Annotated in this window: 5 protein-coding genes and 1 pseudogene; all 6 read right to left on the reverse strand. The window is 36.9% G+C overall.

The genetic code is table 11. The annotated features are described in order from the left end of the window. Positions 1–33: 33 nt before the first annotated feature. A pseudogene (locus tag CP366_RS08070) lies at positions 34–1626 on the reverse strand (APC family permease). Positions 1627–1729: 103 nt separating this feature from the next. After that, positions 1730–2965 (reverse strand): serine hydroxymethyltransferase, encoded by a 1236-nt coding sequence (gene glyA, locus CP366_RS08075; protein ID WP_089146123.1) that lies wholly within the window; start codon positions 2963–2965, stop codon positions 1730–1732. A gap of 58 nt (positions 2966–3023) precedes the next feature. After that, on the reverse strand, positions 3024–3299 hold the full coding sequence (locus CP366_RS08080; protein ID WP_023488497.1) for a hypothetical protein: 276 nt from the start codon (positions 3297–3299) through the stop codon (positions 3024–3026). Beyond that, the gene (locus CP366_RS08085; protein WP_061204415.1) at positions 3280–3621 is read right to left on the reverse strand and encodes a hypothetical protein; all 342 of its coding nucleotides are present in this window, start codon (positions 3619–3621) and stop codon (positions 3280–3282) included. Before CP366_RS08085 ends, CP366_RS08080 begins: the two co-directional genes overlap by 20 nt. 316 nt (positions 3622–3937) lie before the next feature. Continuing rightward, the gene (locus CP366_RS08090) at positions 3938–4939 is read right to left on the reverse strand and encodes an alpha-hydroxy-acid oxidizing protein (RefSeq protein ID WP_089146122.1); all 1002 of its coding nucleotides are present in this window, start codon (positions 4937–4939) and stop codon (positions 3938–3940) included. A 13-nt stretch (positions 4940–4952) separates the two neighbouring features. Continuing rightward, a complete protein-coding gene (locus CP366_RS08095) occupies positions 4953–6158 on the reverse strand; it encodes a chloride channel protein (RefSeq protein WP_089146121.1) in 1206 nt (401 codons plus the stop codon). Between the last annotated feature and the right edge of the window lie 7 nt (positions 6159–6165).

Raw genomic sequence — 6165 nt, forward strand, 5'->3', positions numbered from 1 at the left:
TGTTGAGACCAAAAATCCCAACAGTTTTTTTACTTATTCTTTATTTTGCGCAATTTTTTCAGCATAAGGATCGATTTTCTTTAACCCTGTCTTAATTCCCCAATAATAGAAGGCGAGAGAAATAATGATAATTACTACAAAGTCAAATGGATACTTAATCCAGTTCTGACCACCAAAACCGCTACTGCCCACAAAGGACATAAGTGACATAAAAATCAAATAACCGATCATCCACCAACTACTATGTAATTGTTCTTTTAAATTTGAATGTTGGTAGTGAATTTCATAATAAAAATAAATCGGCAAACCCAAGGCAATAACAATTATCACCTGAATAGTCGTTGACCACATTGACCAGTAAATTGCCAAACTAGTTAGTATAAAGGTAACTGGAGCTAGCCACTTCATATAACCAGGATTAAATGGACGATCAAGATCTGGTCTTTTCTTTCTTAGAGTCATTACCGTAACTGGACCAGTCAAATATGCAATCAAAGTTGAGGCCGTGATTACTGTTGCTAGTAAATTCTAGTTTCTAAATAAGCTTACTAAAATAATCGCCAAAACAAAGTCAGCAATCATCGCATAACGTGGTATTAAGTATTTTTGATTCAATCTACCTAACCATTTTGGCAAATGACGTGTGTGTGTCATTGCCGCTAGGGCTCTTGAGGCCGTAGCTACAAATGCTACCCCTGTCCCAAATGGTGAAACAAATGCATCTAGGTAGAGCAAAATTACTAACCAATTAATGCCTAAAATAATAGCAATGTCCGCAAATGGTGAGGTAAAGTTAACTCCATGCCAGCCTACTTTAGCTAACATACCTGGCTCAACTGCACCAATAAACGTCACTTGCAACATAATGTAAATTGCCGCAGTAATTAACATTGAAATCAATACCCCACGCACAATATTCTTACGCGGATTTTTCAATTCCCCACCCATATTGATGACCGTCTGAAAGGCATCATAAGACATAATAATTCCTGAAACAGAAGTTGCTTCAAAAATGGACCGACTACCATAAGGCATAAATTCATGTAAATTACTGCCAAAGTTTTGTCCATGAAAACCTGAAGCAATTAAAACTATAATCGTCAAAGTAGGCAATAAGATCTTAAAAATAGAAATCAAATTGGTAAAATGGGTCATGATTTTAACTGACCAAAAATTGATCATTGTAAAAATCAGCATAAAAATAATAACCACACCTAAGCCAGCAAAAGTAATACTGCCGTTTTTAATAAAATTTTTAGTCCAGTTAGCCCAGCTCCAGGGCCAAGAACTCATATATTGCACGGCAGCTACGGCTTCCATCGGTACCAATGTGACTAGTGAAATCCAGTTAGCCCAAGCAGCCACAAAGCCCAATAACGGCCCATGACTATATTGAGCGTATCGACTCATCCCGCCACTTTCGGGAAACATCGAACCTAATTCTACATAAGTCAATGCAATTGAGATGATAATTACTGCACCTAAAATCCAAGATAAAATTGCGGCTGGACCCGCAATTTGTGCTGCAGAACCTGAACCAAAAAGCCAACCCGAACCAATTAAAGAATTCAAGGCCAGCATAATCGCTGAAAATAAGCCTATTTTATGTCTTTTTAATTTTTCCAAATAATCACGTTTCCTTCATTCTTAACTCCATTATTTTTAATTTTTTATTATAACAAAAGCCGCCCCAGCTGAGAACTAGGACGGCTAAATTCTGCTATACAAATTATTCAATTGGATGTTTTTTAGTTAATGCCTGAACTTCTTCTTTAACATGAGCAATCGTTGCGGAATTTTCTGGATCAGATAAAATTTCAATAATCATTTCCGCAGTCTTCTTAGCATCTGCTTCATCAAAGCCACGACTAGTAATTGCTGGCGTACCAATCCGCAACCCACTAGTAACAAATGGTGAACGTTGATCGCCTGGAATTGATTCTTTGTTGGTAGTGATGTGAACAGAGTCGAGTAAATTTTGAGCATCTTTACCGGTAATACCAGTCTTAGTAATATCGATAATCATCAAATGGTTATCAGTACCACCAGATACGACACGAATATTGTCCGATTCAGCAAAAGTTTCTGCCATTGCCTTAGAATTTTTAATGACTTGCTTAATATAATCTGTAAATTGTGGTTGCAAGTCCTCATAAAATGCTTGCGCTTTACCTGCGATGACATGCTCAAGTGGCCCACCTTGAATGCCTGGGAACAAAGCGGAATTTATTTTCTTACCAATTTCTAAATTGTTGGACAAAATCATCCCACCACGAGGGCCACGCAGGGTCTTATGTGTAGTTGTAGTTACTACATCAGCTACTGGAACAGGACTTGGATGTTGACCGGTTGCTACTAAGCCAGCAATATGAGCCATATCAACCATTAAGTATGCCCCAACTTCATCTGCAATTTCACGGAACTTTTGCCAATCAATGATGCGGCTGTACGCAGAAGCACCGGCTACAATTAACTTAGGTTTAACCTTAAGAGCAATTTCACGAATGGCATCAAAATCTAGTTCTTCAGTCTCAACATTTAGGCCGTAACTGTAAGACTTATATTCCTTACCACTGAAGTTAACCTTGGATCCATGAGTCAAGTGACCGCCAGCATCCATTCCCATACCTAAAATGACATCACCTGGCTTCAAAAGTGCTTGATAAACTGCCATGTTAGCCTGTGATCCAGAGTGCGGCTGTACATTAGCAAACTTTGCGTTAAACAATTTTTTTGCATAATCAATAGCCAGTTGCTCAACTTGATCAATATATTGACAACCGCCATAATAACGCCGACCAGGATATCCTTCAGCATACTTGTTAGTTAAAACAGAACCTTGTGCTTCACGAACTGCATCAGAAACAATATTTTCAGAGGCAATTAATTCGATGGTGTCTTGTTGGCGCTGTTCTTCATGATGAATGGCATCCCATAATGCGGGAGATTTTTCTGCATATTTCATTGATAAAAAGACTTCCTTTCTGATCAGCACTGATAGTTTTTCTTATAGTTAAAGTATACTATTTAGCAATCAGATACGCACGATTACTACGCGGAAATTCCTTTTTAAAAGCCGCTAAAACTGCATGACGGCCAACAGCTGGATCAGTCAATTCATATTCCTGCGTAAAGTTCAAATAGCCATCTTCAGTTAAAATTAGCTTTTTACCATCATTTTTCACACTAATTGAACGATCCTTTTTTGCCGTTAATAATTTAATTTCTACATATTTACTTTTATTACTACAGATTTTTTTGAGCAAAGTCTCTGCCTGCTTAATTGGAATTAAACGCATAATGACTTCCTTTCAGAACAGTTTCTAATTCATGACTAAAACTATCCTTCTGTAAATTAGAGGTAATCAAAAGAACTAGTACTTGCTCATCCTTTACTGCAAAAGCGACTCTCGCTGAACCCGCTTTTTTCAAATTTAGGCGAAACTCGTAAATTGATTTTCCCTCAATCCGAGTCATTGCAGCGATCTTCACTTTAGTCATACCAGTTGCCAATTCCTTAGTAATCGCTTGATCGATTAACTGCTTAATTATCTTTTGCTCATTCTTATGCTTTTTAAAAAAGGTTTTGCATCCCCGCTCATAATGAAATTTCAATAGCATCACTTTCTAAATCAATCCATTTCCATAATAGCAGAACATAGATACTAGCTTCTTGAAATACTTGTTATTTTCATCTAAAATAAAACCGCTTGTAGTACAATCTACAAGCGGCTCAATATTATGAGACATCATGCTTAGCTTTTACCAGAGCTAAGCATGTTTTCGTATACAACTAATTACTTTTAAATAATTACCTTATAACAACGTCCGAGTTAAGCATAACACTATTCAGTATAGCTTTAAACGCCTTTATTATAGGCTAATAGCCACTTAATTATAGTAAACTGTAAAAAATAAACTATTTCATTTTTCTATCCTAATCAAAATGTAACACACTAGGATCAAATGATTTAGTATCTCTAACGCCAGTATACAACATCATTTGTGCAAGCTGCTCATTCATTTTCTTAATCTTATCTTCTGTTGCTTTTTGCCCATCTTTTAACAATTCAGAAAGAATCCCTCGACCAATCAGTACAGCATCTGCGCCTAATGCCAAAGCCTTGTATGCATCGTAGCCTGTCATCAATGATCCATCTACAAAAATGGTCATTCCACTGCCATTTAGTGCTTGCTTGATTGCTGGCAAAACTTTTAGTGGTGGCACGCCAAATGGAACGCGGCCGTGGTGATGTGAAACAACTATTGCCTTGGCACCAGCATCTCTAGCCTTAACGGCATCACGCACGGATAGCACGCCCTTAGCCACAAACGGCAGTTTAACTGCATGAACATACTTTTCAAGATCGCTAAATGAAATCGGTCCTAGTGGAATACCATCGACTACATCATATTTACCATTATCACCAGGCACATGGTCAATATCCATTCCAACAGCTACGGCACCCAATTCTTCTGCTTGTTTTAGTTCGCCCATAATTTTATCATGGTCTGCGTAAGGCTTCACAATTCTAACTGTATCGCCGCCCTCTTTGACAATTTCGGCATATTCTTCGTTTGACTCCATGCCAATCCAATTTAAAGTATTGGTATTCTTAGCCGCACGTGCCTTTTCTTGCATTGGCTTACGTGTCTTATCTGGTAAAACCCTGTTCAAATGAGAGACTGCAGCCAGAGTTAAAGGTGAGGCATATTTTTTACCAAAAATCTCAGTTGTTAAGTCTGGCTCAACTGAATCAAGCAAACGCATCTCCACCAAGATATTGTCTAAGTAGGCACGATTATGTACATTAGCATCGTCAGCACGCCCACTTGTTACAGGAATCATGCCTTTAGGACCTGGCCATGGGCTTTTCACTTTTTCTTCTTGATTCTCTATCAAAGAAGCACCAGTTACTGCATCGTTTTTTTCGTTCATAAAAAATACCTCCCTAATTATTCTTTTGTCTAAAACTATAGCTCACTTTTGTTAAACAGGCAGCTAAATACGCACTTACTAAAATGACAGGAGCCAATTCTATTGGTAATAACAGAATCAATAAAATAGCTGTTAATAAAGGTTTACCCAAGATAACTGCAATACTTGCACTAACTGTAATGGCTACACACATAACTGGCATAATTGGTAAAAATTGCGCAATCGCTGCGCCAACTGCTACACTAGCAAAAATCGAAGGGAAAATTTTTCCACCACGCCAGCCTAAACTAAAACCTATATTAGTAGACAAGGTTTTGATGACTGCTATAACTAGCAAAAATAATGGTGATATTTGCAACGCCTGGTGTACAAATGGAACAATTTGAAATTCACCAGAATACAGGGCATAACTAGTAATTAAGGTAAGTAATGCAAGAACTATTCCCCATATAGTTGCTTTAATAATCGGTGAAATAGTAATTTTTTCAGCAAAATAATCACTCCATTTTTCGCTCCATAAGAAAAACATACCGAAGCTCCAACCTACAATTAATAGAATAATTACATACATACTATAGCGCCATTGCCAGAGAATATGGCGATGATGAATACCAAATAATCCTTCTTCAGGGAATAATTTAAAGACTATTGCTGCACCAACCACGCCGATCATAACCATAATTAAGCAAAAAACTTTTTGATGCAATTTTGATTTAAAAAGGCTACTAAATTTTGGCAGTTTTTTTAGTTGTTTTTTCGAAACGATAGTATCCCAAAAATGATTCCATTTCCAATCAGAAGAATAAGCAATTAGTCGTAATCTATCTCCCAGCCAATTAACCATGCCACTTCCTAGTACAGTAGTTGAAGCCTCTGGTCCAATACTGCCACCCGCGGCTAAAGAAATAAGACCTAAGGTTAAGGATTTCCACCAATTGTGATAATTGATCTTTCCCTGCTGCTTAACACTCATTAAAACTTCTTCGATAGTTAATGGATATGATCCTAAACGCTTAATTAATATACCAATAATGAAACCAAAAGGAATACAAATAAAAAATGGTAAAGCCTGACTAGGAACAGGTAATTTATCAAACAAAACATGCCAGACAAAATTAATAATAAAATTAATTAAGTTTAAATATGTAGCACAGCATATTCCAATAATAAAACTGCTATGAAAAATGTAAGCAAATGTATGACTATGTTTTATTTTCATACATTTT

The sequence above is a fragment of the Lactobacillus sp. UMNPBX15 genome, assembly GCF_002553785.1.
In the GTDB taxonomy this organism is placed as follows: domain Bacteria; phylum Bacillota; class Bacilli; order Lactobacillales; family Lactobacillaceae; genus Lactobacillus; species Lactobacillus crispatus.

Bases quoted from the DNA above. Each gene is read 5' to 3' on its own strand.
- glyA (WP_089146123.1), bottom strand. From the start codon at position 2,965: ATGAAATATGCAGAAAAATCTCCCGCATTATGGGATGCCATTCATCAT.
- CP366_RS08085 (WP_061204415.1), bottom strand. From the start codon at position 3,621: ATGCTATTGAAATTTCATTATGAGCGGGGATGCAAAACCTTTTTTAAA.
- CP366_RS08095 (WP_089146121.1), bottom strand. From the start codon at position 6,158: ATGAAAATAAAACATAGTCATACATTTGCTTACATTTTTCATAGCAGT.
- CP366_RS08090 (WP_089146122.1), bottom strand. From the start codon at position 4,939: ATGAACGAAAAAAACGATGCAGTAACTGGTGCTTCTTTGATAGAGAAT.
- CP366_RS08080 (WP_023488497.1), bottom strand. From the start codon at position 3,299: ATGCGTTTAATTCCAATTAAGCAGGCAGAGACTTTGCTCAAAAAAATC.